Raw genomic sequence first — 24,950 nt, forward strand, 5'->3', positions numbered from 1 at the left:
AAATCCTGCCAACTACTTGACGCGGGACATAAGAAGTGCAGTCCCTCGAGGTTCCGTTTGCCTTTCCAGGCGTAGAAAGACCGCATGGGTTGGGCGTCTTCAATGGGCTGGGCGGACAGGGCGGCGGAGACGGCTTGGTTGTGGACTTCGGCGTCGTCGTAGCGGAACAGCACGCGGGTGTGGCGCGTCATGTTGGACGGCAGGGGTGCGAGCGAGCGCGTTGCCACGGCATCTCCAGGTGTCTGAGTGGTGGATCAGATCAGTGGGTGTCCTGTGCGCGGTGGTGGTCCAGAACAGGTGTCAGCGTAGCATCTGACAAGTTGGATGAGATTACGGACAAGTCGAGTGAGACGCGACAGCCGGGGAGGGTCTGCCATGGTCGGGATTATCCCATACTGACATAATGTACATTATCGGCGTTCGGGTTCAGAGGCTCCATCTCGCGGTGAGTGTCGCTGATCTGCCATGAACCCTCCACATGCCGCAGTGAAGGTTGACACTGCTCTGTCACTCAGACATCAACCTTCACGTGAGCCAGCCTGAACCCCGTGCCGTCGAGCCGTGCCTGCGGCGCTCAGGGCGACGGTGACGAACACGACGTGGCGGGTGCCCAGATCTGCTCCGGCGCGCCCGCGCGCACGACTACGCTGGCAGGCATGCCCTCTGTGAACCGTCAGACGCCCTTCCATGTCCTGCGCGGCGCCGCCATCGGAGCCGCTGAAGTGCTGCCCGGCATCAGCGGCGGCACCGTGATGATGATCGTGGGCATCTACGAGCACCTCATCCGTTCGGCCGGGCACTTCGTCGGCGGCATCAAGGGGCTGGTGACGGACAAGGCCAGCGCCTACGAGGACCTGCGTCAGGTGCGTTGGGACATCGTGATCCCGGTGGTCCTCGGCATGTTCCCTGCACTGCTGCTGGGCGCGAAGTTCATCGCGCCGGCCGTCGAGGACTATCCGATCCAGACCTTCGGCGTCTTCTTCGGCATGTCCGTGGCCGCCGTCCTTATTCCGATCATGGCGGTCGGAAGGGCGTGGAACGTGCGTACGGTGCTGGTGGCCGTGGTGGCCGGCATCGTGGCCTTCCTGTTCTTCGGCCTGCCGATCCAGCAGCTTGCCGCCAACCCGTTCGTGGTCTTCTTCGCCGCCGCGATCGCGATCTGCGCGCTGGCATTGCCGGGCCTGTCCGGGTCGTTCCTGCTGCTGAGCTTCGGCCTCTACGAGCCGACCCTCAACGCCGTCAACAACCGTGACTGGGGCTATCTGGCGATCTTCGCCGCCGGCGCCATCCTCGGCCTGGGCCTGTTCGTGCGTGCCCTGCAGCGTCTGCTGGAGAACCACCGCGGCGTCACCCTGGCCGTGGTGACCGGCCTGATGGTCGGTGCCCTGCGTGCCCTCTGGCCGTGGCAGCTCGAGGACGAACGCGTCCTGCTGGCTCCGACCGAGGCGGTCCCCCAGACCGTGGGCCTGATGGTCGCCGGTGCCGCCGTGGTCCTGCTCATCGCCTGGCTGGGCCACAAGTACCAGACCGACTGACCAGGCCCCCGCCGTGCCGCTCCCCTGTTGGCCGACGCCCTGGCAACCGGCCCGGCGGGGCGGCCACGCGGCTCGTGCAATGAGGGTCGGCGGCCGGCCGGTGCGGGTAGCTGAGCCGGTCCCCCGGCCCCGCGGCTCGTCGTCAGCCGATGGTCGCCACGGCGCGCACGGCCTCGTCGATCGCCCGCTTGGCGTCGATCTCGCCGGCCTTCAGTGCGCCGCCGACCACGTGGATCCGCTCGTCCGGCATCCCCGCAGCGCGCAGCTCTGCGGCCAGGGACGCCTCGGACTCCTGGCCGGCACAGACCACGACGTCGGACACCGCCAGGACCGCCCGGCTCACCTCGGTCCTCTTCCGCCACGTCCCCACCGTCCTGGTCACGTCCACGTGGAGACCGTCGTCGTCGATCTTGACGTAGCGGACGCCTGAGTGCTTGACCACGCCACGGGCTTTGAGCGCCGCACGGTGGACCCAGCCGGTGGTGGCGCCGAGCCGGGCGCCGATCTTGCCGGGGCTGCGCTGCAGCAGGTGCACGGTGCGCGCCGGCGCCTCCGGGCGGCGGGAAGTCAGTGCCCCGCGCTCGGCGAACTCCGGGTCCACGCCCCATTCGGCCTGCCAGTCCTGCAGGTCCTGGAACGCGCCGTGCGCGTGGCTCGCCGGGGCGGTGAGCAGCTCAGCGACGTCCACGCCGATGCCGCCGGCGCCGATGACTGCCACGGTGTCCCCGCAGGTCACGGTCCCGTCCACGACGTCCGGGTAGGCGTGCACCTCGGGCCGGTCGATGCCCGGGATGTCCAGTTCACGCGGCACCACGCCGGTGGCGACCACCACGTGGTCGTAGGCCGGCTCCCCGGCCTGTCCGGCGAGCATGGCGGCATCCGCGCGCACGCCGGTGCGCACGTCGACGCCCAGCGGATCGAGGCGGTCCCGGAAATGGGCGAGCGCCTCGGCGAACTCCTCCTTGCCGGGGATCCGGCGGGCCAGGCGGAACTGTCCGCCGATCTGTCCGGTCGCCTCGAACAGGGTGACCTCGTGTCCGCGGGCGGCGGCGGCGTGGGCCGCCGCCAGGCCCGCCGGTCCGCCGCCGACGACGGCCACGCGTCGCCGTCCCTCAGCGGGACCGGTCGTGTGGTCGGCCGTCTCCGCGTCTGCGCGGGTGCGGCCCGCGGCGACGGTCGGCCTCGACGCCGGCGCCGCCGGCACCTCGGGCATGCCCAGGGCCACCGGGCCGCCGAGGCGGTCGTACGGGGCCTCGGTCTCCCGTCCGGCGCGCGGGTTCATCAGGCAGGACACGGTGCGGCCGGAGAAGACGTGGTCGAGGCAGGCCTGGTTGCAGCCGATGCACGGGGTGATGGCCGCCTCGTGGTCTGCCCGCGCCTTCGCGACCCAGGCCGCGTCGGCGAGGAACGGGCGCGCCATCGTCACGGCGTCGGCCTGGCCCGCCTCCAGGATCTGCTCGGCGGTGTGCGGCAGAGTGATGCGGTTGGAGGCGGACACCGGGATGTCCACCACCTCGCGGACCCGCGCGGTGGCCGCGGCGAAGGCGGCGCGCGGGACCGAGGTGACGATGGTCGGCACCCGGGCCTCGTGCCAGCCGATGCCCGTGTTGATGAGGTCTGCGCCGCATCGCTCGACGGCGCGGGCGACGTCCAGGACCTCCTCCTGCGTCTGGCCGTCCTGCACCAGGTCCACCATGGACAGGCGGACGCTGATGACGAAGTCGGTCCCAGCGGCCTGCCGGATCCCGGACACGATCTCCTCGAGGAAGCGGCGGCGGTTGTCCGCGGTGCCGCCGTAGCGGTCGGTGCGGTGGTTGGTGGCCGGGGCCAGGAACTGGTTGATGAGGTAGCCCTCGGAGGCCATGACCTCCACGCCGTCGTAGCCGGCCCGGCGGGCCCAGCCTGCGGCGCGCACGAAGTCCTGGACCGTGCGTCGCACGGCGGCGGTCGGCAGGGCGAACGCCGTCACGGGGCTGATGGGAGCCCGCGTGCGTGAGGCGGAGACCTGCAGCGGCGACTTCGCATAGCGGCCGGCGTGGAGCAGCTGGGCCAGGATCCGTCCGCCCTCGGCGTGGACGGCGTCGGTGACCACGCGGTGGGCGTCCGCGTCGGCCTGGGAGGCGAGCATCCCTGCGCCCGGAGAGAGCCGGCCCAGGCGGTTGGGCGAGAAGCCTCCGGTCACGATCATCCCCGCTCCCCCGCGGGCGCGCTCGGCATAGAACTCGGCCAGGCGCGGCAGGTCATCGTGGGAGTCCTCGAGGCCCATGTGCATCGAGCCCATGACGACGCGGTTCGGCAGGCTCAGGTGGCCGACCCGCCACGGGGAGAACAGCCGAGGGTAGCCGCCCCGGCCCGAGCGGGCGGTGGGCGGCACGGACGAGGCTGCGGCCGTCGTCGGGACGGCGGACGACGGGGCAGATTGGCGGCGCGTGGCGTCGGACATGCGTCCATCCTACTGGCGAGTAGCAAACGTGGTACCCGCCCGCGCCGGAATTCGTGACCGGACCGTTGTCCGCCTTGTCCTGACCGTGGCGGCCATGAGTGTCGCCTGTGACACAATCGGACCCATGAGTATGGAGTGGTTCCAGGAGAACGCATGGTGGCTCTGGCTCGCCGCGGCCCTCGTGCTGGCCGGTGTGGAGCTGCTGTTGCTCGATCTCATCTTCCTGATGCTCGGCGTCGGGGCGCTCGGCGGCATGGTCGCCGCCCTGGCCGGAGCCGAGCCCTGGCTGCAGGGGGTGGTCTTCGCGGTCGTCTCCCTGGCGATGCTCGGCCTCGCCCGTCCGACCGCGCTGAAGCGCCTGCACGGCTCCGCCGACGACTCCCCCTCCTACCTGGAGTCGCTCTCCGGACGCCGCATCACCACGCCGGATGCCATCACCGGCTCCTCCGGCACCCTCACCCTCGACGGGGACACCTGGACCGCCCGCACGGAGCCGGATGCCCCCGAAGCGCTCGCCGGCAGCGAGGTCACCGTCCTCCGCGTCGAGGGCGCCACCCTGATCGTCCGCCCGGTGCCCCAGATCGACTGGGACGCCACCGGCGAGGACCCCGCACATCCCTGATCCGGGCCCGCCCGGAGCCGCACCGACCACCTGACCTCACCCGACGAAAGGCATCACGTGGAGTCACTCATCATCGTGCTCGTCCTGATCGCCGTGGTGGTGATGATCCTGGCCTCCTCGGTCAAGATCATCCCCCAGGCCCGGACAGCCAACATCGAACGCCTGGGCAAGTACCAGCGCACCGCCGGAGCGGGGCTGACACTGGTCGTCCCGTTCATCGACCGCATGCTCCCCCACATGGACATGCGCGAGCAGGTCGTCTCCTTCCCGCCGCAGCCGGTGATCACCGAGGACAACCTCGTGGTCTCCATCGACACGGTCGTCTACTTCCAGGTGACCGACGCGAAGGCCGCGACCTACGAGATCGCCAACTACATCCACGCCGTGGAGCAGCTGACCACCACCACGCTGCGCAACGTGGTCGGCGGCATGAACCTCGAAGAGGCGCTGACCTCCCGCGACACCATCAACAACAAGCTCCGCGGCGTCCTCGACGAGGCCACCGGCAAGTGGGGTCTGCGCGTGTCCCGCGTGGAGCTCAAGGCCATCGACCCGCCGCACTCCATCCAGGACTCGATGGAGAAGCAGATGCGTGCCGAGCGCGACCGCCGCGCCGCCATCCTCACCGCCGAAGGCACCAAGCAGGCCCAGATCCTCACCGCCGAGGGTGAGCGTCAGGCCCAGATCCTCGCGGCCGAGGGTGACGCCCAGGCCCGCATCCTCCGCGCGAACGCAGAGGCCGAGGCCATCGACGTCGTGTTCGAGGCCATCCACGCCGGCGGCGCCGACCCGGACGTGCTGGCCTACCAGTACGTGCAGCAGCTGCCGAAGATCGCCGACGGCCAGTCCAACACGATGTTCGTGGTGCCGGCCGAGCTCTCTGAGGCGCTCAGGAACATCGGCAGTGCCTTCTCCGGCTCCGGCTCCCCGCTGTCCGAGACGCGTGCCGCCTCCGGCGATCAGACGAGCGCCACCCGTGAGCGCACGGAGCGGAAGGAGCGCAAGGTCCGCCCGACCACCGCGGACGGTCTGCGCTCGGCGGGCGTCATGGAGTCCATGACGGCCGGGGCCATGACGGCGGACAAGATGCCGCAGACCTCCCTCGACGAGGCCCTCGCCGTGCCGCAGGACCTGGACGTCCCGCTCACGGAGGGCCAGTCCGCCCGTACCGCTCCCGGCACCACCGCCGCAGGCGCGCCCGAGGCCCAGGAGCTCCCGGGCCGCGACGCCGAGCAGCCCGCCGGCGTCGAGGCTGATACCCCTGCCGACGCCCCCGGCCAGGATCCGTCCTCGGGCGACGGGACCGGCGCGGCGCAGGAAGATCCCCGCACCGGCCGGGAATGACATGCGACAATCGTCAGTTGAACGTCACTGACGAGAGTGGGGCGGCGCCCGGGTCCACGTCCGGGCGCCGCCCGTCGCCGAACACGAGGGAGATGAGAACGTGAGCGATCGCAGCCTGCGAGGCATGCGCCTGGGCGCCCAGTCGCTGGAATCCGAGGCCGGCGTCGAGCCCGCCGCCCGCCAGCGGGTGGAGTACCGCTGCGAGGACGGTGAACAGGTGTTCGTCACCTTCGCCGCTGAGGCCGACATCCCGGCCACCTGGACCTCCAAGACCGGCAAGGAGGCGTTCCTGGTGGACGGCGAGAAGCCGGAGGAGGACGCGGGCAAGCCGGTCCGCACCCACTGGGACATGCTCCTGGAGCGCCGCTCCATGGAGGACCTGGAGGAGACCCTCCAGGTCCAGCTCGGCAAGCTGCGCGCCAGCCGCGGCGAGGCCTGAGCCGCGCCGCTCCCCCCGCGTCCCGGACCCCGGGCCGGACAGACGAAGGGGCCGGACGATCCGTGTGGATCGTCCGGCCCCTTCGTCATGCATAGGTACAACCCCGCGGGTCACGCCGGCGGTCAGCGGCCGGAGACGAGCTGCCTGAGCTTCTCCCACCGGGCCTGCAGGCCCCACTTGGTCACGTTGGTCACAGCCTCGGTGATGATGCTGCCGGACATCTTGGACTCGCCGAACTCACGTTCCACGAAGGTGATCGGCACCTCCACGATCCGCTTGCCGAGACGGGCGGTACGGAACGTCATGTCCACCTGGAAGCCGTAGCCCTTGGACTGCACGGCGCCCAGGTCCATCTGGCGCAGCACCTGGGCGCGGTAGGCGCGGTAGCCGGCGGTGATGTCGGTGAGGTCCAGGCCCAGCATGATGCGCGGGTACAGGGACCCGCACATGCTGATGAACTTGCGATGGGGCGGCCAGTTGACCATCTTGCCGCCCGGGACGCGGCGGGATCCGATCACCAGGTCGGCGCCGTGGATCGCGTCCAGCAGGCGCGGCAGCTGCTCGGGCTGGTGCGATCCGTCCGCGTCCATCTCCACGAGCACGTCGAAGCCGCGCTCCAGACCCCAGGCGAAGCCGGCGAGGTAGGCGCCGCCCAGGCCGTTCTTCTCGGCGCGGTGCAGCACGTTCACCTTGGCGTCCGCCGCGGAGCGTTCGTCCGCCCAGGCGCCGGTGCCGTCCGGGGAGCCGTCGTCCACCACGAGAACGTCAACCTCCGGGTTGGCCTCGCGGAGGCGGCCGAGAGTGATCGGCAGCGATTCGATCTCGTTGTACGTGGGAATGATGGTCAGCACGCGCATGCGGGCGTTCCCCTCCTGCATCGGGTTCGTGTCAGCGCCGGCCGGTCCAGTGCGGACCCCGCCGTCCCCTGCCGCCGAGCAGTCCCCGGGCGGGGCACAGGCGTAGGCAGACGGCCCGCGGCGCGCGGGTCATCCGCCCCAGTATAGGAACCGCTGCGCCTGATCGCGCGGAGGCAAGGCCGTGGATCGTGCCGTCCGGCGTCGGCGGACGGCGGCCTCGGAAGACCGACGTCGCCCTCAGGCCTGGCGGCCGTGGACCCAGACCGAGCGCAGGCGGGGCAGGTCCTCCCCGGCGTCCAGCGAGGGCAGCAACGGCGTGCCCGCGCGCGTGTCGGTGCTCCAGGCGGCCACACGGCCGTCCGGCGCCTGCACGGTGACCGCATCCGCCTCCCAGACGCCGAAGGTCGCCGGCGCGGAGACGGACAGCCGGGCCGGCAGGTCGACGTGCGCGGCGGGCGTGTCGGACAGGGCCCGCAGCCCGGTGCGGGTGGCGGCGGTGAACGCGGACCGGGCAGACACGCCCTGCTGTGGATCCGGGTGGTGCAGCGCGGCGCGGACAGCTCCCCAGGGATTGCCGTCCGCGGCCAGCGACAGGCACACCGGCACGGCCGCCGCGAGGAGACCGCCCACGGGGGCCGTGGTGCCGGCCTCGGCGTCCACCAGCGCGGTGACGGAGGCGGAGAGCCCGGCGAGGAAGTGCTCCTCCTGCGCGGTCAGGGGCGCCCCCACGGCCAGCCGTGGACGTGTCCGGCCGATGGCGGGGATGCCGCAGGCCTTCTCGGCGGCACGCAGAGCGGCCAGGGAAGCCGTCTGTGCGGCCTGCACGGCTGACGAATCGGCGAGGTCGGAGGGGACGAGGTAGACCTGCTCCCCCGCCTCGACGGCGGCGATCACGGCCTGGTCGAGCTCCGTGGACGGGATCGCGTCAGCGGCGATCCAGACGCCGGCGGACGGACGGTAGGCCTGCTGCGCGTCCGCCTGTCGATGCGGGCGGTACTCGACGACGACCGCTGCCCCGGGTGTGTCCGTCGCCTCGTGGTCGGCGGCGGGAACCCCGGTGCGCAGCGTGCGGTCTCCGTCCCAGCCGCGCAGAACGGTGACGAGGCCGATGCCGCGGTGACAGGCGCCGGAGGCGCTCGAGGCGAGGGGGTCCACGAACAGCGGCGTGACGATGGCGCCGTCCAGATCCTGCTCGGCCATGCCGTCGCGCAGGAATGCGGCGGCGGTGTCGTCACCGCCGAGCCAGGCGACGGTACCGGCCTCGACGATCAGGGCGGTGGCGTAGGGGTCGGTCGGAGAGTGGACGATGCCGTGGTGCAACAGGAGAGCGGTCACGCTCTCAGCCTAGTGCTCTCTGCCGGTCCATGGACCGTCCGGTCCCGGCCGGGCCTCATCAGGGTCCCGTCCGGTCGGGCCCACCGGCCCGGCAGGCTCACCCGTCCGCGGCGACCGTGGGCAGCGAGGTGGCCACGACACCGCGTGCCACGAGATCCGAGGCACGGCGGCAGTCGCGCGTGCGGGCCTCGTCCCCGGGGACCTGGGCGAGCTGGCCGAGCACATCGATGACCTGGCGGGCCCAGCGCACGAAGTCGCCGGCGGCAAGGTCCGAGCCGTGCAACGTGTCCCGGAGGGACTTGCCGCGCACCCAGCGGTGCATCGGCGCCACCAGCCCCGGGTCGGTCTCCGGCGTGGGCTCGAGTCGGGCGGCCGCCTCGTCCCGGCGGAGCCGGTCCTGGAGCCGCTCGGTGGCCTCGTGGACGGCCTGGAGTCGCGCGTTGGGCATGACCACGGTGCCGGCCAGGGGCTCGGACCGGCCCTGGTAGACCAGCAGGGCGGCCAGGCACGCCCAGTCCTCCGGGGTGAGCCGGGCGACGGACGGATCCTGGAGGAGAAGCGACGTCAGCAGGTCTCGCTCCCCGTAGATGCGCCGCAGCGCCTGACCGGCCGGCTCCACGGCCTCCCGCGGGTTTCCCGGATCCGAGCCGACGTAGCCGTACTCCTGCAGCAGTCCGACGATGCGGTCGAACGCGGCGGAGAGCGTGTTCGTGCGTCCGGAGATCCGGTCGCGGAGCTGGGTGACCTCCCGGCGGAGTCCCCACCAGCGCTCGGCCCAGCGTGCATGGTCCTCCCGCTCCGGGCACCCGTGGCACGGGTGTGCCTGGAGTTCGCGGCGCAGCTCCTCCACCCGCGGGGACTCCTCCGGCTCCACGCGGCGGAAGCCGGAGCGGTCGCGCCCGCCGGAGGGCGGGCGGTGCGTGCGCACGGCCTCCCGCATCTTCGCTGCGACGTCCTTGCGCTGGGCCGGGGACTTCACCTGGAGAAGCCGGGGCAGGTCCGCGCCGGCGATCGGCTCCACGGGCATGGCGAGGTCCTCCACGCCGATGCGGCGCAGCTGCGCCTTGTCCGTGATGACGCCGACGCGGGGGTTCTGCGGGTTGCCGGCCGGGAAGACCACCACGCAGCGCCCGAGGGCGCGGCCGTCACGCAGGTCGATCACATCACCGACCGCGAGCTCGGACAGGGACTCCTTGAGCGCGCCGAGGCGGGCACGCCTGCGACCCTGGGAGCCGGCCTTCTCCGCAGCGGCGAGCTCCTTGCGCAGCCGCATGTACGCGGCCATGTCCCCGCGGTCGCACGCCATCGCATCTGCGTAGGTGGACAGTGAGGCCTCCTTGTCCCGCACCTGGCGGGCCAGGCCCACCACCGAGCGGTCGGCCTGGAACTGGGCGAAGGAGGACTCGAGGATCCCCCGGGCCCGACGTGCACCGACCTGTGCGAGCAGGTTCACGGACATGTTGTAGGTGGGCCGGAAGGCCGACTTCAGCGGGTAGGTGCGCTTCGACGCCAGTCCGGCCACGGCGGCCGGGTCCAGGCCCGGACGCCACAGGACCACGGCGTGGCCCTCCACGTCGATGCCGCGGCGGCCGGCACGTCCGGTGAGCTGGGTGTACTCCCCGGGGGTGACGTCCACATGGGATTCCCCGTTGAACTTGACCAGCTTCTCCAGGACCACAGACCGGGCCGGCATGTTCACGCCGAGTGCAAGGGTCTCCGTGGCGAAGACGACCTTCAGCGCCCCTGCGGCGAACAGGACCTCCACCGCCTCCTTGACGGGCGGCAACAGGCCGGCGTGGTGGGCGGCGAAGCCGCGGGACAGGCCGTCCCGCCATCCCCAGAAGCCGAGGACCTCGAGGTCCTCCGGCGGGAGCAGGCGTGCCACCTCGTCCGTCCGCTCCAGGATGAGCCGCTTGTCTGCCCGGGTGGTCAGGTCCAGGTCTGCGGCCAGGCACTGCTCCACGGCGCCGTCGCACCCGGCGCGGGAGAAGATGAACGTGATCGAGGGCAGCAGCCCCTCGCGCTCCAGGGTGCGGACCATCTCGGGGCGCGAGGTGCGCAGTCCGTGGTTGCGGTGCTCGCGCGGGCCGATGCGTCCCTGCACGCCGCGGTCGCCGTCCCAGCCGGCGGCGCCGGAGCGCCGGCCACGTCCGCCGCCGGACGCACCGCGCCCGCCGGAGCGGCCGTCGTCGCGGTCGGTGCGTCTCCTCCCGCCCTGACGGCCACGGCCTCTCCCCTTGCCCCTGCCTCCGGGGCCGCGTCCGCGACCGCGGCCGGGGCGCCCCCAGTCGGAGCGCTCGGCGTTGCGGTGCGCCTGGGAGGCCAGGCGGGCCAGCTCGGGGTTGAGCACGGTGGCGCCGTCGTCCTCGGCGGACTCTTCGAAGGCGACGTCCTCGGCGAAGAGGTCGTAGAGGCGCGGACCGGCCATGACGTGCTGCCACAGCGGCACGGGCCGGTGCTCGGAGACGATCACGGAGGTGGCGCCGCGGACGGTGTCCAACCAGGCGCCGAACTCCTCCGCATTGGAGACCGTGGCGGAGAGGGAGACCAGCTGCACATGCTCGGGCAGGTGGATGATGACCTCCTCCCACACGGGACCGCGGAAGCGGTCGCCGAGGTAGTGGACCTCGTCCATGACCACGCAGGCCAGGCCGGTGAGGGCGGCGGAATCCGCGTAGAGCATGTTGCGCAGCACCTCGGTGGTCATGACCACCACGTCCGCGTCCGGGTTGACGGAGGTGTCTCCGGTGAGCAGACCGACGCGCTCGGGGCCGTGGATCGCGGCGAAATCGGAGAACTTCTGGTTGCTCAGGGCCTTGATCGGGGTGGTGTAGAACGCCCGGCGGCCCTGGGACAGCGCCAGGTGCACGGCGAACTCGCCGACCACGGTCTTGCCGGAGCCGGTGGGCGCCGCCACGAGCACGCCGTGGCCGGCCTCCACCTCGGTGCAGGCCTGCACCTGGAACTGGTCGAGGGGGAACCCGAGGGTGGCGGCGAACTGGGACAGACGGCTGCCGGGATGGTGCCGGGCCCGGCGGGCGGCGGCGTAGCGCTCGGCGGGGCTGAGGACCGGCTCGTCGTCGGGCACCGGATGCGAATGCGGGGAGTCGGCCATGGAGCCAGCCTAGTGGTGGGCCGCTGTGCGGCCCAGGCGGCTCCGCTGTCGGCGGAGTCCCCTGGGCCCGCCGGCTCAGAGCTCGCTGAGCGGCTTCGGGCCGGCGGCGATCTCCGCCTCGATGTCCGCCTCGGTGGCGGCCCTCCTGCGGTTGCGGCGCCTGTCGTTGAGGACGCAGAGCACGATGGCCACGCCGAACAGGGTGAACAGCGGAGCGGCCAGGTAGAACATCGTGATCGCGTCGCCGCCCGGGGCGGCGATGGCCGCGATGAGCGAGATGAGGAACACGGTGATGCGCCAGTGGTTGAGGATGGTGCGGGCCGGGAGCATGCCGATCATGTTCAGGCCCACCATGAGCACGGGCAGCACGAGCGCCGCGCCGAAGGCGAGGAACAGGCGCAGCAGGAACGGGATGTAGACGTTCGCCGGGATGAAGTTCGTGCCGCCGTCCGGGATCAGGGCGGTGAAGAACTGCACGGCCTGCGGCAGCACGAGGTAGCCGATCACCACGCCGCCGACGAACAGCGGGATGGAGACGGAGAGGAACACGATGGCGTACTTCTTCTCCTGGGCCTTCAGGCCCGGCATGATGAACGCCCAGATCTGGTAGAGCCAGACGGGGCTGGCCACGACCACGCCGATGAACAGTCCGACCTGCAGCAGGATGTCGAAGGACTGTCCGACCGAGTCGAAGTTCAGGGAGGCGAGGATGCCCCGCTGCTCGGCGTCCTTGAGCGGCTGGGCGAGCGCACCCATGACCGGCTCGTACAGGAAGAATCCGAGCACCGTGCCCAGGGCGATCGCGACGCCGGACTTGATGATGCGGTTGCGCAGCTCGGCGAGGTGTTCGCGCAGCGGCATCTCGCCGGTGGGGTTGTCCTTCCGGCGGGCGCGCTTGCGGCGCTTGCCCGGGGGCGTCGCGGCCGCTTCGCGGACCTCCTCCCGGGAGACGGCAGGAGTGTCCTGGGCGAGGGCGCCCTGCGCGGGGCGTTCGGGCGCGCCCGTGCCGGGCGCGCCCTCAGGCGGAGTCTGGTCCATGCTCATGCGCGGCTCTCGCGGTCGAGACGGGCTGGGCCCGGCCGATCAACGCTCGTCGGCGCGGTGGGAACCCTCACGGACGTCGTTGACGTCGCGGTCGACGATGCGACCCTCCACCGGCTCGGTGCCGGCGGAGCGGTCCTCCTGCTGAGCGTCCTTCTTGTCCTTGCCGTCCTTGCGCATCTCCTTCACCTCAGAGGAGAAGATGCGCATGGACTGGCCGAGGTTGCGGGCCATCGACGGCAGCTTCGGCGCGGCGAAGAGCAGCACGGCGAGGAGGACGATGATGACGAGCTGCCATCCCTGGAGTCCAGCGACCATGGTGAGTTCCTTTCGTCGGAAGTCCTGTTCACAAGCGTACAGCGGTTTCGAGGCGCCGGAGCGCGGCCAGCGCGCGATCGCGGACGGCCTGGCGCAGCTCGGCGGGCTCGAGGACCTCGACGTCCCCGGCGTGCATGCCGGCCAGGGCGATCGCCGCGTCCTCGGAGAGCAGACCCAGGCGGGTCAGCCGTCGCCCGTCCGCGTCCTGAGCCTCCAGGCGCGGTGCATAGTCGTCCGCCAGGTCCCGGATGCGGTGATGCCAGGCGAGCACCGCCTCCAGCGTCGTGTCGACCGGGGTGAGCATCGTCTTCTTGGGGCGGCGCCGCGCCTTCGCGATCTCGCCGGTCGGCTCCACAGCGGAGATCCGCTCGACGCGGAAGGTGCGCATGGCGCCGGCGGTGCGGCAATGGCCCTGCAGGTAGAGGACCACGCCGGACTGGACGAGCTGCACGGGCTCGACCTCCCGCTCCGTCGTCCGGTCGGAGTGCAGGGCGTGGTAGCGCAGGCGCACCACCCGGTGGCGGGCGACGGCATCCATGAGCACACGCACGGTGTCCTGGTCTGCGTGCACGTCCCAGAAGGAGGTCACGGGCGTCGCAGGTGGCTCGTGGCCCCCTGCTCCCCCGCCGTCGGCGGCGGAGGGCACGACGGCGGCTGCGTCGCCGGGGTCGTCCGTCCCGCCGGTGGAGGGCCTCACCGATGTGGTGGCACCGGTGTGTCCGACGTCGGCGAGCACCTGCCGGATCCGTGCTGCCGCGGTCACGGCGGCGGGAGCGACCTCGTCGTCCGCGTGCGGCATCTGGGCCACCGTGTCCAGGGCGGCGGAGAGGCGGTGTGCCTCGGGCAGGGAGAGGCGGATGGGCGCGGGCAGGTCCACGGCCTGGCGCACCTCGACCACGTCGGACTCGGCATCGACGTCGAACAGCCAGCCCGGGAAGAGGCGCTCGGGCAGGCCGCAGTACTGGAGGTCGCGCAGGTCGGCGTCGAGGGCCTTGGGGCTGAGCTCGAGGCGGTCGGCGAGCTCGACCTTCGTGATGCCGCCGGCGCGGTTGGCCAGGCCCACGATGTCGAGCAGACGGGAGACGCGCTCGCGCTGTCCCTGGCGATAGCGGGACTGGCGTGGTTTAGCGAGCTCCGGGTGCGGCGGCGGGGCGCCGTCGTGGACCTCGGCCACGCGCCTCCAGGCGGCCAACACCTCGGCGACCACGTCCGGATCGGCCGCCGAGGGCTGGACGACGCCCATGAGGCCGCCGCACAGCTGGACGAGGCCGTCGTGGGCGGGACGGTCGGTCTCCCACAGCTCCCAGCCCTCCCCGGGCGCGGCACCGTCCTGCGCGGTGGGCGTGACGGCCTGGCCGCGCAGGCGCACGGAGTGTCCGCGTCCGGGGGCGACCCAGAGCCGGACGCGGTCGCGCAGGCCCTCGCCCTGGCCGAGCAGTCGGTCGCGGATCTCGACGGGGTTCCAGTCGGCGGGGCGGGCCGGGGCGTCGGACCCGGTGCCGGGCAGCTCCTCGGGCCGGCCGATGACGCGGGAGACGCGGAACAGGCGCTCGCCCTGGCGGTCGAGGTCCCATCCGGCGGCGTACCAGGCGCCGCCGATCTCGAGGGCGGACCAGATGCGGACGCGGCGCGGTCGGTCCTGCGGCGAAACGGCCCCGGCGGCAGTGCGGTAGCCGAAGGCGAGCACCTGCTGCTCCACGGCGGCGTCCAGGAACACCTCGAGGTTCGGGGTGAGACGCTGCACCACGCGGGGCAGGCCGAGACCGTCGTCGGCCTCGCCGGCGGACCCGGGGTCCACGAGCAGTCCGACGGCCCGCATCACCTCGGTCTGCAGCCGGGTCTCGCTCCACACCTCGCGGGCGTGGAGCAGGGCGCGGCGCTCGGCCCCGCTGAAGTCGATCTCGGGCAGCAGCAGGGCCGAGGCGTCCACCACGTGGCGGGCGTCGGCATCCTCCGGCTGCTCGAGGGACAGGGGCACACCGATGTCCTCCAGCAGTGCGCGGTCGCGTTGGAAGGCCTTCTCGAAGGCCTCGTCGCCGAGTTCCGCATACCCCTCGACGTGGCGGCGGATCTGCGCGGTGGTGTAGCCGTGCCGCGTGTGGATCAGCAGCATCAGCAGCGCGATCACGCGCTCGCTGGTGCGTCGTTCACGCTCTCCGGGGGTGGAGGTCATCGAACGTGCTCTGCGCCGGTCGTCAGTCGACCGAGACGAGATCGCAGACGAAGATCAGCGTCTCGTTCGGACCGATGGCCGAGCCGGCACCGCGGGCGCCGTAGCCCAGGTGCGGCGGGATCTCGAGACGGCGGCGGCCGCCGACCTTCATGCCGAGCAGCCCCTGGTCCCAGCCGGCGATGACCTGGCCGACGCCGACGGTCAGCGGCAGGGGGGTGCCGCGGTTCCAGGAGGCGTCGAACTCCTCACCGGTGGACCAGGCCACGCCCACGTAGTGGACCTGGACGCGGGACCCGGCCTCGACGGCCTTGCCCGAGCCGGCGATGAGGTCTTCGACGACGAGCTCGGTGGGCGGGGTGTCGCCCGGGAAGTCCACCTCGGGCTTCGTGCGGTCGTAGTTGCGCTGTCCGAATGACATGGGGGTGTTCCTCTTCTCAGGTGACGGGTGTCAGCGGTCCGAGTCCTCGGAGTCGTCCTGCTGGGGCTGGGCCGGAGCCTGGGTGTGCAGGATGTCCACGACGAACAGCAGGTCCTCGTTCTTGCCGATGTTCGGCGGACTGCCGGCCTCGCCGTAGGCCTTCTCGGACGGCACGGAGACCAGCACGCGAGAGCCGACCTTCTGTCCGGCCAGGCCCTCCTTCCAGCCCTCGATGACACCGTCGAGCGAGAAGGTGGCCGGATCGCCGCCCTTTTCCCAGGAGCTGTCGAAGGTCTTGCCCTCGGACCAGGTGACGCCGGTGTACTGGACGGTGACCTGGTCGTGCTCGCCGACCTCCTCGCCCTCGCCCTGGATGAGGGGCTGCACCGTGAGGTCCTTCGGGGCGTCGCCGGAGGGCTTCTGGATCTTCGGGTGGCCGGACTCCTTGTCCACGGTGACCTTCGGGAGGGAGGCGTCGAGGTCGGTGACCTCCTCGCCCTGCGCCTCGGTCGGCAGGATGTCGTTCACGCGGAAGACGTAGAGCGCGGCGGGCATGTCCTGGCCCTGCGGCTGGCCGTCCTCACCCTTCTCGGCCTTCTGTTCGGGGATGTAGTACGCGACCTCCGCGCCCGGGGCGCTGGTGCGCAGCATCCGGTACAGCTCCTGGTTGGCATCCTTCAGGCGCTGGTTGAGCATGACGACCTCGGGACCGGTGGAGAAGTTCTCCCCCATGACCTCTCCGTCCTCCGGGTTCACGGCCACGGTGGAGACGGTGACGAGGTCGCCGTCCTTCGCCGGCTCGCGATCGGAGGTCTTCAGCACGCGGGTGGAGACCTCGTCGGCCTTGATCGGGGTGTCGGCCTGCACCACCGGCTCCTCGCCGTCCGCGGCGGACAGGGACACAGCCTCGAGCTTGTCGGTCTGGCCCACGCCGGTGCCGGCCTCGGCCCGCGTGTAGTCCTCGTCGTCGCCCTCGGCGTCCTTCTCGCCGCCGTCGCCGATCTCGGCGGGGCCGGCGGCCGAGGCCTCGGCGCCGGACGGCGAGTCGCCCTCGGCGGGTGCGTCCTCGCCGGCACAGGCGGTGGCCAGCAGCAGCGCCGCCAGGGACATGGACAGGGCGGTCAGGGGCCTGCGGGAGCGGCCCAGCGGAATGATGGAAGTCATGGACTCCAACATACCCACGGAGTCTGGCCTCAGGCTGGATCCACCACGCCGTCGAACAGCCTCTCCACGGCCGTGGTGGACGTGTCGAAGGGGTCCTTCATGGAGATGACGTGCAGGGGGTGTTCGTTGAGCTTCATCGTGGTCCAGTCCACGGCGTACGCGAGCTGACGCTCGCGGGCCCGGCGGATGAACGCGGCACGCACGGCGGCGCGGGTGCCGGACGGGGGCTCGGTGCGGGCACGCCGGGCCGCGGCAGGGTCGATCACGCGGTCCACGCGGCCGCGCTCGAGCAGCACCTGGAACAGGCCGCGGCCCCGGGCGAGGTCGTGGAACGCCAGGTCGAGCTGCGCCAGCCGGGGCGAGGACCAGTCGAGCCCGTGGCGGGCGCGGTAGTCCTCGAGGAGGCGGAGCTTGATGGCCCAGTCGATCCGGGTGTCGATGCCGCTGGTGTCCTGGGAGCGGACGGCCTCCAGGACCTCCTCCCAGAGGTCCAGGACCTGATCGACGCGGTCGTGGTGGGCCCCGTGACGCTCGACGAACGCGTGGGCGCGCTCGAGGTAGTGCTCCTGGAGCTCGAGTGCCGAGGCGGCCCCGTCGCGCAGCTGAAGCGGGGCGGTGCCGGTGAGGTCGTGGCTGGCCCGGCGGATCGCGAGGGTCGGATGGGGCATCTCCTTGTCCCCGAGAGGCCAGCCGGACTCGATCATGCGGAGCATCAGGTCAGTGGCGCCGAAGCGCAGCAGGTGGGTGTGCTCGGAGAGGTTCGAGTCGCCCACGATCACGTGCAGCCGGCGGTAGCGGGAGGCGTCGGCGTGGGGCTCGTCGCGGGTGTTGATGATCGGCCGGGACCGGGTGGTGGAGGAGGACACGCCCTCCTGCACGAAGTCGGCACGCTGCGAGAAGGCGTAGTGGGCCTGCCCCTGGCCCTCCGGCCACACGCCGGCGGGCACCACGCGGCCGGCGCCGACGAGGATCTGCCGGGACACGAGGAACGGCACGAGCGCCTCGGTGAGGCGCCGGTACTCACTGCGGCGGCGCAACAGGTAGTTCTCGTGGGAGCCGTAGGAGCTGCCGGCCGAGTCGGCGTTGTTCCGGTAGAGGTACACCGAGCCCTCGATGCCGTCGGCGTGCATGCGCTCCTCGGCCTGGGCGATCAGCTCCCGCATGATCTCGTCGCCGGCGGCGTCCGAGGCGAGCAGCTCGTCGATCGTGGAGCACTCGGCGGTGGCGTACTCGGGGTGTGAGCCCACGTCGAGGTAGAGGCGTGAGCCGTTCTCCACGAACACGTTGGAGGAGCGGCCCCACTCCACGACGGGGCGGAAGAGGTACCGGGCGACCTCCTCGGGACTCAGGCGACGTCCCTCAGGGTGCCAGTGCTGCACCCCGTACTCGGTCTCGAGCCCGAAGATGCGGCGGTCGTTCACTGGCCGCCCTTCTGCACGAAGCCCTTGACGAACTCCTCGGCGTTGGCCTCGAGGACGGTGTCGATCTCGTCCAGCAGCCCGTCCAGGTCGGCACTGGGCGCGGTGGAGGACTGCTGGGCCTGCTGCTGCAGGCCGGCGTCCTCGCCGCCGTCGCCGCCGCCCTGCTTCTGGTGGTGGATGCGCTCCTGGGCCATGGGGTCCTCCTCTGGCGTGGGGTGAGGGTCTGGTCCGAGCCTACGCGCTCAGAACGCGCCCGTCAGGGCCGTGAGCGTGCGCATCAGCTCGGCCGCGTCGGGGGTGCGGCCGTCCTCGCCCCACCATCCGGGCAGGTCGGCGGCCCGGCCCCGCAGCGGCTCGACCAGCGGCACCCGGTGCAGGCGGTCGCCCTCCTGGGGGCGCAGCAGCACGTTGTCCCAGGCGGCGCCCACCACCTGGCGCGCATGCCGGGAGACCAGGCCGCCGCGGAGCCAGGCACGGGTGGTCGTCGGCGCAGTCCCGACGGCGGCCCGCACCTCGTCCTCGTCCGCCAGCACCCGCAGATGGCCGGCTGTGACCAGCCGCCGGTGCAGGGAGCGGGAGGGGGCCAGGTCCGTGTACTGCAGGTCGAGCATGCCCAGGCGGGGGTCGGACCAGTCCGAGCCTGTGCGGGCGCGCATGCCCTCGAGCAGGCGCAGCTTGGCGGCCCAGTCGGCCCGGTCGGCCAGGGACAGGGGATCCGCGGCGGCGTCGTCGAGGTCCTGCCGCCAGGCCGCGAGCACCTCGGCGGTGGCCGCGTCATCCACGCCGTGGGCGGCACAGTGGGCCTCGGCGGCATCGAGGTAGGCCCGGAGGATGTCGATGCCGGTGAGCGACGCACGGTGGCGGGTGCCGTCGTCGTGCACCACGGCGGCGGGCACCGCCGCCTGCAGGGACGGGTCCCGGCTGATGGTCTGGAGGGCGGCCACCGGATCCTCGAGCTCGATGCGCGGGGCGGTGCCGGCCTCGGCCAGGGCGAGCACCAGGGCGGTCATGCCCATCCGCAGCCAGGTGGCGTGCTGGGACAGGGTGGCGTCGCCGATGATCACGTGCAGGCGCCGGTAGGCGTCGTGGACGGCGTGCGGCTCGTCGCGGGTGTTGACGATGGGCCGGTGGATGGTGGTCTCCAGCCCCACCTGCTCCTCGAAGTAGTCGGCGCGCTGGGACAGCTGGAAGCCGGGCGTGGACCCGTCCGGGCCGATGCCCACGCGGCCGGCACCGACGAGCACCTGGCGGGCGGTGAAGAACGGCAGCAGGACGGCGGTGAGCTCGTCGAAGTCCAGGGCGCGGGCCACGAGGTAGTTCTCGTGCGCGCCGTAGGAGGCGCCCTTGCCGTCCACGTTGTTCTTGTAGATCCGCACCTCGGGGCTGCCCTCGCCGGCGGCGATGTGGTCCGCCGCGTCCTGGGCCACCAGGTCTCCGGCGGCGTCCCAGACCATGGCGTCGCGGGGGGTGGTGGTCTCCGGCGAGGAGTACTCGGGATGGGCGTGGTCCACGTACCAGCGGGCACCGTTGGCCAGGACGGTGTTCACGAGCAGGTGGATCGGCTCGCCGTCCTGGCCCGTGATGGCCTCGTCGGTGAGCTGGGACGGATGGGCGGCCGAGCGGGGCATGCGCCAGCCGCGGGCGTCCACCAGCGGGGACTCGGCCGAGTAGTCCCATTCGGTGCCGGCCACCGGCGTGCCGGCTCGGGTGGCCATGTCCGCGTAGGCGTTCACCAGCTCGAGGGAGAGCACGGTGTGGTGGGCCTGCGGGTTGGCCGGGGCGTGGATGCCGAACTCGGTCTCGGTCCCCATGACGCGCCGGACACCCCAGCCGGCGGCGTCGCGGCCGTTCGGCGGCTCCTCCAGTCCGGAGGGCATGGTGTCCGGGAACAGCGGGCGCTGGCCCCGGAAGGCCGGGAACACGCGGGACGGCGCCGGGGTCGTCGGCTGCACCGGGCTCATGCTCCCGCCTCCCGGGCGACGCCGCCGGAGGAGGATCCGGTCAGCATGGTCAGGCCCGTCAGGTGCGGGCCGCGCCAGCCGGAGGTGCGGGCCCACTCTGCCGGGGAGACGGTGGCGAGCAGGTCGGCCTGATCCGCCAGCACGCCGTCCACAGCCTTCAGCAGGTGCACGGCGCGCACCCCGCGGGCGGCGGGGTCCTCGCCAGCGGCGAGCAGGTCCCGGACGGCGTGGCGCTTTGCCCGGTCCACCACGTCCGCCACCACGGCGCCGGAGACCAGGTCCGCCAGGTAGAGGACGGCGGTGCCGCCGGCGGCGTCCGTGAGCTCGGCCAGGGCCGTGCGCGGGCTGCGCTCGTAGAGGGCGTCCATGGTGCGCTCGATCAGGTCGGCACGTGCCTGCTCGGCGGAGCCGGCGTCCTCCACCTCCTCGTCGTGCAGCGGGATGGCCGCGGTGAGGTGCTTGCCCATGATCTCGGCGGCGCCGGTGCGGTCCGGGCGGTCGATGCGGACCTTGACGTCCAGGCGGCCGGGACGCAGCACGGCCGGGTCGATCATGTCCTCACGGTTCGAGGCGCCGATGACGATCACGTTCCCCAGGGACTCGACGCCGTCGATCTCCGCGAGCAGCTGCGGCACGATCGTCGTCTCCACGTCCGAGGAGACGCCGGAGCCGCGGGTGCGGAACAGGGACTCCATCTCGTCGAAGAACACCACCACCGGCGCCCCCGCGGAGGCCTTCTCCCGGGCCCGCTCGAAGATGATGCGGATGTGGCGCTCGGTCTCGCCCACATACTTGTTCAGCAGCTCCGGCCCCTTGATGTTGAGGAACACGGCCGGCTGCTGCGCGGTGGAGCGGGCAGACAGCGAGGAGGCGACGGCCTTGGCCAGCATGGTCTTGCCGGTGCCGGGCGGGCCGTAGAGCATGATGCCCTTCGGCGCCCGCAGGCCGTGCTCGGCGTAGAGCCCGGGGTGCAGGAACGGGACCTCCACCGCCTCCCGGATGCGCTCGATCTGGGCGCCGAGACCGCCGATGTCCGCGAAGGAGACGTCCGGGGTCTGTTCCAGCAGGACGTCCTCCACCTCGGAGAGCACCACGGTCTGCAGGGCCCACTCCTGGCGGGGGTCCACGGTGACGGCGTCGCCGTGGCGCAGGTCCGCCTCCGCCAGGGCCGGGCTGCGACGCACCACGCGCTCCTCGTCCGCGGCGCCGGCCACCACCAGGTCGCCGGAGTCCAGGACCTCCTTGACGCGCAGGATCTGCCCCGCACGCACCGAATCGGCGATGCCCACGACGGACTGGGTCTCGTCCAGCAGCACCTCCGAGCCCGGCACCAGCTTCGTGGCGTCCAGCAGCGGGGAGACGGCCACACGCATGCGGCGGCCGTTGAGCACCACGTCCGCTCCCCCGCGCACCACCGCGGCGGACTCCACGCCCTCGCGCGGCTGTCGGGGCAGGTGGACCTGTTCCAGCAGGGCGTAGAGGAACGGCGGGCGCGTGGTGGCCTCAAGGGCGTCCTTGAGGGTGGTGATCTCCTCACGGGTGTCCTCGAGCAGCTCGACCATGCGCCTGTTGTTGCGGCCCGCGGTCTGCAGCTGGGCCTCGGCGGCACGGCGCAGCTCAGACTGCTTCGAGGCGTGACGCTGCGCGGACTCCAGCTGCAGGCGCAGCCGCTCCGCGGTGCCCTGCGCGTCGGCGAGCATGCGGCCGAGCTCGACCGCGCGCTCCTCGGCGGTGCCGGTGGTGGGGTCGTTCTGACTCATCGGTCCTCCTCGTGGGCTGAGGTGGGGGCTCAGGCAGGGTTGCCGTGCCCGTCCACACCCTGCTCGGCCTCGGCGGCACGGCGGGCGGTGAGACGGGCCTCCTTGAGGTTCTTGCGGGCCTTCTTGTCCGTGACCACGCGCTCGCCGAGGGCCTGGGGCGTCCAGCGGGACTCGTCCGAGGGAGTCCAGGCCTCCACGTCCTCGTCCTTGAACTCGGAGACCTTCAGGCGGCGCTTCATCCTCAGCGCCTCCTGCCCGGAAGCCAGGCGACGGGCCGTGAGCAGGAACCCGGTGTGGGCCACCATGCGGTGGTCCGGGCGCACGGCCAGACCGTCCAGGTGCCAGCCGCGCACGAGAGTCTCGTTCGCCTCGATCTGGGTGAACTTCCCGGACTCGCGGATCGCCTCGGCCACGCGGGAGAGCTGGGTGGCGGTGGCCACGTAGGTGAGCCACACGCCGCCGGGGGCCAGGACGGTGGCGACGGCATCCACGCACTCCCAGGGGGCGAGCATGTCCAGGACCACGCGGTCCACGGAGTGCGGCTCGTGCACCTGGAGCATCTTCTCCTGGGCGTCTCCGACGTGGATGGACCAGGCCGGGTGCGCGGCACCGAAGAAGGACCCCACGTTGGCACGGGCGATCTCGGCGAAGTCCTCGCGGCGCTCGTAGGAGTGCAGCCGGCCTGCGTCGCCGATCGCACGCAGCAGGGACATGGACAGGGCACCGGAGCCGACCCCGGCCTCCACCACCACCGCGCCCGGGAAGATGTCCGCCTGCTGCACGATCTGCCCGGCATCCTTGGGGTACACCACCGTGGCCCCGCGCGGCATGGAGAGCACGAAGTCGTTCAGCAGGGGGCGGAGCACCTGGTAGTCGTGGCCCGAGCTGTTCTGCACCACCACGCCCTCCGGACCGCCGATCAGGTCGTCGTGCCGCAGCACGCCCTGGTAGCTGTGGAACTGCCCTCCCGGGATGAGGGTGATCGTGTTCAGCCGGCCCTTGGCGTCCTTGATCTGCACCCGCTGTCCGGCGCGCAGGGGCCCGCGGCGGGCGCTCACGCCGGTGGGGGCGGGCGTGGGGGTCTGCTCGGTCACTTCGGTGTTCTCCTTCGGTGCCTCGGCGGGCTGTGCTCGAGGGCGTTCAGGACGGCGGCGCGCGGAAGGATGCCCAGCACACGGCCGTCGGTGCGGACGACCGCCCACACCGCAGTGTCCGTGGCGGCGAGACGGTCGATCAAGTCGGGTCCGGACTCCGGATCGGTGCCCAGACGGAGCACCGCGGAGGCCGGGAGGGCGGCGGCGACCGCCGTGGCGGGGGTCAGTGCCCGCCGTGCCTGCGGCACGCGCCGCACGGCCTGGACGTCGACGACGGCCGGTGCGGCCGTCGTCGTGCCCTCGCCGACCGCCGGCTCCAGCACGACGGCGGTGCCCCCGGTCCGCAGCGCGGCCTCGGCGTCCGCCACGGTGGCGTCCGGGGCGAGGAGGACGGCCGGGAGCATCAGGTCCCCGACGGTGATGCGGGCGGCGCGGTCCTGCCAGCGTGCGGAGGCGATCGCTGCGTCCGCGCCACGGTACAGGCTCACGCCCACCAGGACCGTGAGGGCCACGACACCGAGGCCGGGGCGGGCGTCCGTCAGCAGCGGGACGGCGATCCCGCCGAGGACCAGGCCGGTGGCGAGGACACGACCGGCCCAGCCGGCGGCCACGGTGCCGCGGGGCCGGGAGCCGGTGGCGGCCCAGACCGCCGACTCGATCATGCGGCCGCCGTCCAGCGGCAGGCCGGGCAGGACGTTGAAGGCGGCCAGCAACAGGTTCGCGGTGGCCGCCATCGACAGCAGCAGCGCCGTGACGGTGCCCGGGGCCGCGAGGGTGCCGGCGGCGTGGGCGAGGCCGGCGAGCACGAGGTTGGCCGCGGGGCCCGCCAGTGCGGTGAGCACGGAGCCGAGCGGCCGGTCCACGGCGCGGACGAACTGGGTGTGCCCGCCCCAGCCGGACAGTTCGATCGCCTCCGGCCGGGAGCCGTGGGCGGCACCGACGGCGGCGTGCGCGAGCTCGTGGATCAGCACGGAGACGGCCAGGACGAGCACATAGCCGCCGGCGACGGCGTAGGCGGCCCAGCCCAGCGACGGGTCCGCCCGCTGCAGGGAGGGCCCGAAGATCACCAGCACGGCGGCGCCGATGAGCAGCCACGCCCAGCCGACGACGATGGGGGCTCCGCCCAGGCTGCCCAGGCGCAGGCCCGCGGAGGTACCGGTCACGAGGAATCCGCCGCGGATCCGGCGGCGGCGCCCGGCAGGACGGCGGCGAGATCGGCGACCGTGCGGCCCGCCAGGGTGTCCCACCGGACGGTGGCCGCGTCCGGATCCAGGGGCAGCACGCTGGGCACGCCGACGGTGGTCAGACCGGCGGCCATGGCGGCGCGGACGCCCACCGGCGAGTCCTCCACCGCCACGCAGCGGGCAGGGTCGAGGTCCCGGTGGCGCGCCCGCAGACGGGACAGGGCGAGGGTGTAGGCCTCGGGGTCGGGCTTGCCGCGGGAGACCTCGTCGCCGGTGACGGACAGCTCCAGCACCCCGGCGGGGGCGACGTCCAGCAGGGTCTGTGCCAACGGGGCATGGGACATGGTCACCAGGGCGCAGGGGACACCGGCTTCGCCGAGCTCGACGAGCAGCTGACGGGCACCGGGGCGCCAGGGGGTGTCCGCCGCAACGCCGCGAGCGACCTCCTCCATGGTCACCGCGATGATCTCCTCCTCCGGCAGGTCGAGGCCGGCGGCCTGCAGTCGGCGGGCGCCGACGTCCAGGGCCTGGCCGACGAGCGAGGCGGCCAGCTCGTCGGTCCAGGTGCCGCCGTGCGCGGCGACGAGGCGCCGCTGCACGCCGTTCCACAGCGGCTCGGTGTCCACGAGGGTGCCGTCCATGTCCCAGAGGACGGCGTCCGGCAGGGCGTTCCGGTGGGAGGCGGAGGGCATGAGCCCATCCTAGGTGTACCCGGCCATCACGTTG

21 protein-coding genes are annotated in these 24,950 nt (G+C 72.4%); 4 read left to right on the forward strand and 17 right to left on the reverse strand.

Annotated elements, in window-relative coordinates; all coding sequences use genetic code 11:
- Positions 1-227: hypothetical protein (locus tag HMPREF2863_RS12120; protein WP_210386708.1), on the reverse strand; the 227-nt coding region annotated here is incomplete at its 3' end.
- 429 nt (positions 228-656) lie between these two features.
- On the opposite strand from HMPREF2863_RS12120, the gene HMPREF2863_RS00025 reads away from it, so the two are divergent.
- Complete coding sequence (locus HMPREF2863_RS00025) at positions 657-1,535, forward strand: DUF368 domain-containing protein (RefSeq protein ID WP_083315111.1); 879 nt, start codon at positions 657-659, stop codon at positions 1,533-1,535.
- Between the two features lie 142 nt (positions 1,536-1,677).
- On the opposite strand, the gene HMPREF2863_RS00030 is transcribed toward HMPREF2863_RS00025, so the two are convergent.
- The gene (locus HMPREF2863_RS00030; protein WP_083315112.1) at positions 1,678-3,978 is read right to left on the reverse strand and encodes an oxidoreductase; all 2,301 of its coding nucleotides are present in this window, start codon (positions 3,976-3,978) and stop codon (positions 1,678-1,680) included.
- Positions 3,979-4,102: 124 nt separating this feature from the next.
- On the opposite strand from HMPREF2863_RS00030, the gene HMPREF2863_RS00035 reads away from it, so the two are divergent.
- The 3 genes from HMPREF2863_RS00035 to HMPREF2863_RS00045 all read left to right on the forward strand — a co-directional run bounded on the left by HMPREF2863_RS00035 (position 4,103) and on the right by HMPREF2863_RS00045 (position 6,383).
- On the forward strand, positions 4,103-4,600 hold the full coding sequence (locus HMPREF2863_RS00035) for an NfeD family protein (protein WP_227718807.1): 498 nt from the start codon (positions 4,103-4,105) through the stop codon (positions 4,598-4,600).
- Between the two features lie 57 nt (positions 4,601-4,657).
- A complete protein-coding gene (locus HMPREF2863_RS00040) occupies positions 4,658-5,944 on the forward strand; it encodes an SPFH domain-containing protein (protein WP_246828786.1) in 1,287 nt (428 codons plus the stop codon).
- 100 nt (positions 5,945-6,044) lie between these two features.
- Positions 6,045-6,383, forward strand: a complete 339-nt coding sequence (locus HMPREF2863_RS00045; RefSeq protein WP_070637034.1) for an RNA polymerase-binding protein RbpA — start codon at positions 6,045-6,047, stop codon at positions 6,381-6,383.
- A 122-nt stretch (positions 6,384-6,505) separates the two neighbouring features.
- Here HMPREF2863_RS00045 and HMPREF2863_RS00050 read toward each other — a convergent pair whose 3' ends face one another.
- From HMPREF2863_RS00050 to HMPREF2863_RS00120, 15 genes are all read right to left on the reverse strand, one after another.
- Positions 6,506-7,240 (reverse strand): polyprenol monophosphomannose synthase, encoded by a 735-nt coding sequence (locus HMPREF2863_RS00050; protein ID WP_070637058.1) that lies wholly within the window; start codon positions 7,238-7,240, stop codon positions 6,506-6,508.
- 237 nt (positions 7,241-7,477) lie between these two features.
- Positions 7,478-8,575: a hypothetical protein gene (locus tag HMPREF2863_RS00055; RefSeq protein ID WP_070637036.1), complete on the reverse strand. Its 1,098-nt coding sequence runs from the start codon at positions 8,573-8,575 to the stop codon at positions 7,478-7,480.
- A gap of 97 nt (positions 8,576-8,672) precedes the next feature.
- Entirely contained in the window at positions 8,673-11,690 is a 3,018-nt protein-coding gene (locus HMPREF2863_RS00060; RefSeq protein WP_070637038.1) for a DEAD/DEAH box helicase, read from the reverse strand.
- 75 nt (positions 11,691-11,765) lie between these two features.
- On the reverse strand, positions 11,766-12,551 hold the full coding sequence (gene tatC / locus HMPREF2863_RS00065) for a twin-arginine translocase subunit TatC (protein ID WP_070637060.1): 786 nt from the start codon (positions 12,549-12,551) through the stop codon (positions 11,766-11,768).
- Between the two features lie 222 nt (positions 12,552-12,773).
- Entirely contained in the window at positions 12,774-13,049 is a 276-nt protein-coding gene (gene tatA, locus HMPREF2863_RS00070) for a Sec-independent protein translocase subunit TatA (RefSeq protein ID WP_067190582.1), read from the reverse strand.
- Between the two features lie 28 nt (positions 13,050-13,077).
- Positions 13,078-15,222 (reverse strand): helix-turn-helix transcriptional regulator, encoded by a 2,145-nt coding sequence (locus HMPREF2863_RS00075; RefSeq protein ID WP_067190580.1) that lies wholly within the window; start codon positions 15,220-15,222, stop codon positions 13,078-13,080.
- A gap of 22 nt (positions 15,223-15,244) precedes the next feature.
- The gene (locus tag HMPREF2863_RS00080) at positions 15,245-15,640 is read right to left on the reverse strand and encodes an FKBP-type peptidyl-prolyl cis-trans isomerase (RefSeq protein ID WP_067190578.1); all 396 of its coding nucleotides are present in this window, start codon (positions 15,638-15,640) and stop codon (positions 15,245-15,247) included.
- 30 nt (positions 15,641-15,670) lie between these two features.
- The gene (locus tag HMPREF2863_RS00085) at positions 15,671-16,804 is read right to left on the reverse strand and encodes an FKBP-type peptidyl-prolyl cis-trans isomerase (RefSeq protein ID WP_246828787.1); all 1,134 of its coding nucleotides are present in this window, start codon (positions 16,802-16,804) and stop codon (positions 15,671-15,673) included.
- A gap of 29 nt (positions 16,805-16,833) precedes the next feature.
- Positions 16,834-18,225 (reverse strand): Pup--protein ligase, encoded by a 1,392-nt coding sequence (gene pafA / locus HMPREF2863_RS00090; RefSeq protein ID WP_067190571.1) that lies wholly within the window; start codon positions 18,223-18,225, stop codon positions 16,834-16,836.
- Entirely contained in the window at positions 18,222-18,419 is a 198-nt protein-coding gene (locus HMPREF2863_RS00095; RefSeq protein WP_067190569.1) for a ubiquitin-like protein Pup, read from the reverse strand. Before HMPREF2863_RS00095 ends, pafA begins: the two co-directional genes overlap by 4 nt.
- Positions 18,420-18,467: 48 nt before the next feature.
- Positions 18,468-20,186, reverse strand: coding sequence for a depupylase/deamidase Dop (gene dop, locus HMPREF2863_RS00100; RefSeq protein WP_070637042.1), 1,719 nt, complete (start codon positions 20,184-20,186; stop codon positions 18,468-18,470).
- Positions 20,183-21,946, reverse strand: coding sequence for a proteasome ATPase (gene arc, locus HMPREF2863_RS00105; RefSeq protein ID WP_070637044.1), 1,764 nt, complete (start codon positions 21,944-21,946; stop codon positions 20,183-20,185). Before arc ends, dop begins: the two co-directional genes overlap by 4 nt.
- Positions 21,947-21,975: 29 nt before the next feature.
- Complete coding sequence (locus HMPREF2863_RS00110; protein ID WP_070637046.1) at positions 21,976-23,040, reverse strand: tRNA (adenine-N1)-methyltransferase; 1,065 nt, start codon at positions 23,038-23,040, stop codon at positions 21,976-21,978.
- Positions 23,037-24,203, reverse strand: coding sequence for a site-2 protease family protein (locus HMPREF2863_RS00115; protein WP_070637048.1), 1,167 nt, complete (start codon positions 24,201-24,203; stop codon positions 23,037-23,039). The genes HMPREF2863_RS00110 and HMPREF2863_RS00115 overlap by 4 nt, the downstream gene beginning before the upstream one ends.
- Positions 24,200-24,916, reverse strand: a complete 717-nt coding sequence (locus HMPREF2863_RS00120) for an HAD family hydrolase (protein WP_067190559.1) — start codon at positions 24,914-24,916, stop codon at positions 24,200-24,202. The genes HMPREF2863_RS00115 and HMPREF2863_RS00120 overlap by 4 nt, the downstream gene beginning before the upstream one ends.
- Positions 24,917-24,950 lie beyond the last annotated feature (34 nt).

The organism is Micrococcus sp. HMSC067E09 (assembly GCF_001812555.1).
In the GTDB taxonomy this organism is placed as follows: domain Bacteria; phylum Actinomycetota; class Actinomycetes; order Actinomycetales; family Micrococcaceae; genus Micrococcus; species Micrococcus lylae.